At 69.1% G+C, this 2,865-nt stretch carries 3 protein-coding genes; all 3 read left to right on the forward strand.

The window, feature by feature from the left end:
- The first annotated feature begins 1 nt into the window (after position 1).
- Positions 2–1,831 carry an excinuclease ABC subunit UvrC gene (gene uvrC / locus AC3XYG_RS08825; RefSeq protein ID WP_489139447.1) on the forward strand — a complete coding sequence of 610 codons (1,830 nt, stop codon included), beginning with the start codon at positions 2–4 and terminating at the stop codon, positions 1,829–1,831.
- 175 nt (positions 1,832–2,006) lie between these two features.
- Positions 2,007–2,624 (forward strand): CDP-diacylglycerol--glycerol-3-phosphate 3-phosphatidyltransferase, encoded by a 618-nt coding sequence (gene pgsA / locus AC3XYG_RS08830; protein ID WP_489139448.1) that lies wholly within the window; start codon positions 2,007–2,009, stop codon positions 2,622–2,624.
- Between the two features lie 16 nt (positions 2,625–2,640).
- Positions 2,641–2,865 (forward strand): molybdopterin-guanine dinucleotide biosynthesis protein B (mobB, locus tag AC3XYG_RS08835; RefSeq protein WP_489139449.1); only part of this gene is annotated, 225 nt, incomplete at its 3' end.

Consider the following 2,865-nt stretch of genomic DNA (forward strand, 5'->3'; position numbering starts at 1 on the left):
GATCCAGGCGCATCTGCGCACCCTGCCCAGCTCGCCCGGCGTGTACCGGATGCTCGACGATGCCGGCAACGCGCTCTATGTCGGCAAGGCGCGCAACCTGAAGAAGCGGGTGTTCGCCTACACCCAGACCGGCAAGCAGCCGGCACGGCTGCTGCGAATGATCGCCGACACCGTCGCCATGGAATTCGTGGTGACACGGTCCGAGGTCGAGGCGCTGCTGCTCGAAGCCAACCTGATCAAGCGGCTGAAGCCCCGCTACAACGTGGTGATGCGGGACGACAAGACCTTCCCGCACATCATGATCTCGGGCGACCACCCATTCCCGCGCATCGCCAAGCACCGCGGCGCCACCGGTGCCAGCGGGCAGTTCTTCGGCCCCTTCGCCTCGGCCGGTTCGGTCAACCGCACCATCACCGCGCTGCAGCGGGCCTTCCTGCTGCGCAACTGCACGGATTCGATCTTCTCCACCCGCAGCCGGCCCTGCCTGCAGTACCAGATCAAGCGCTGCACCGCGCCCTGCGTCGGCTATGTCACCGAGGCGCAGTATGCCGAGCAGGTGGCCAGCGCGGTCGAATTCCTCAGCGGTCGCAGCCAGGGCGTGCAGGGCCGCTTCGCCGAACAGATGATGGCGGCGAGCGAACGGCTGGATTTCGAGCAGGCGGCGCGCTGGCGCGACCGCATCCGCGCCCTGACCAATGTCCAGTCGCACCAGGACATCAATGTCGAGGGCATCGGCGACGCCGACGCGCTGGCGATCCACGAGGACGGCGGCCACAGCTGCATCCAGGTCTATTTCTTCCGCGGCGGCCGCAACTACGGCACCCGCGCCTATTTCCCGAGCCACGACAAGACCGCCGAGCGGGCGGAGATCCTGGGCGCCTTCCTGACCCAGTTCTACGACAGCCATCCGCCGCCGCCCCTGGTCCTGCTCAGCGACGAGGTGGCGGAGACCGAGCTGCTGTCCGAGGCCCTGACCTTGAAGGCAGACCGCAAGGTCGAGATCGCGGTGCCGAAGCGCGGCGACAAGCGCCGGCTGATCGAGCACGCGCTGAGCAATGCGCGCGAGGCGCTGGGCCGCCGCATGGCCGAGAGCGCCAGCCAGGCGGTGCTGCTGGAGGGCGTGGCCCGAGTGTTCGGGCTGGACGCCCCGCCGCGGCGGATCGAGGTCTACGACAACAGCCATCTGGGCGGCACCAATGCCCTGGGCGCCATGATCGTGGCCGGGCCGGACGGCTTCATCAAGGCGCAGTACCGCAAGTTCAACATCAAGGGCCCGGTTACGCCCGGCGACGACTACGCCATGATGCGCGAGGTGCTGACCCGCCGCTTCGCCCGCGCCCTGAAGGACGACCCGGACCGCGAGCAGGAGGGCTGGCCCGACCTGGTGCTGATCGATGGCGGCCTGGGCCAGCTGAGCATCGTGCGCGAGGTCTTCGCCGAGCTCGGCGTCACCGACGTGCCGCTGGTCTCGATCGCCAAGGGGCCGGACCGCGACGCCGGGCGCGAACGCTTCTTCATGCCCGACCGGCAGCCCTTCGGCCTGGAGCCGAAGGACCCGGTGCTGTACTTCCTGCAGCGGCTGCGCGACGAGGCCCATCGCTTCGTCATCGGCGGCCAGCGCATCCGCCGCGCCGGCGACATCGCGAAATCGCCGATCGACGAGATCGCCGGCATCGGCCCGCGGCGCAAGAAGGCGCTGCTGCTGCATTTCGGCTCCGCCCGCGCCGTCAGCCGGGCCAGCCTGCAGGATCTGGAGGCGGTCGACGGCATCAGCGACACCGTCGCGCGGCTGATCTACCACCATTTCCATCCCGATGCCGCGACCGGATGACCGGGAACCGGAGCATGGTCCGCCCCCGTTCCCTGTCCGGATCCGGCCCCGATCCTGGTCGACAGAGGCGCAGATCGAATGTCAGGTCGGGGCAGCCCCGCGTCGACCTGAACCGGTCGATCTCCGTGCCGCCATGTGCTAGCGTTTCCCTGCCCTTGAAGTCAGTGCCGTCGCCATGGTCACCAGCCTCCCGAACATCCTGACCTATTCGCGGATCGCGGCGATTCCCGTGTTGATCGCTCTGTTCTATGTGCCCGACGACTGGGCGGCCTGGACCTGCCTGGTGATCTACGCCGCCGCCGCCATCACCGACTATCTCGACGGCAAGCTGGCGCGCGCCTGGGGCTCCACCTCGATGATCGGCCGGCTGCTGGATCCGATCGCCGACAAGATGCTGGTGACCGCCGTCCTGTTCATGCTGGCCGCCTTCGGCCGGCTGCAGGGCTGGACCATCATCCCGGCGGTCATCATCCTGCTGCGCGAGGTGCTGATCTCCGGCCTGCGCGAATTCCTGGCCGGGATGAACGCCCGCGGCCTGCCGGTGACCGCGCTGGCGAAGTGGAAGACCACGATCCAGATGCTGGCGATCGGCTTCCTGATCGTCGGCGAGACCGGCACCCGCGCGTTCAGCGGCGACCTGCCGGTGACCCAGATCGGCATCGCCGGGATCTGGATCGCCGCGGTGCTGACGCTGGTGACCGGCTGGAGCTATCTGCGCGAAGGCGTGCGCCAGGCCATCACCGAGGATCCGGCCCCCACCCCGCCGGCCAAGGCGGCCGGAACCTTCGGCTAGGCCCAGGACCGCCCCCATGCGCGTGCTGGGCATCGCCGGCTGGAGCGGCAGCGGCAAGACCACGCTTCTGGCGCAGCTGATTCCGGCCCTGACCGGCCGGGGCCTGCGGATCTCGACCATCAAGCACGCGCATCACGATTTCGACGTCGACCAGCCGGGCAAGGACAGCTGGCGGCACCGCGAGGCCGGGGCGACCGAGGTGCTGGTCGCGTCGGACCGGCGCTGGGCGCTGATGCATGAG

It is taken from the genome of Inquilinus sp. (assembly GCF_057815775.1).

Coding starts and splice junctions, on each gene's coding strand:
- pgsA (WP_489139448.1), top strand. CDS start 2,007: ATGGTCACCAGCCTCCCGAACATCCTGACCTATTCGCGGATCGCGGCG.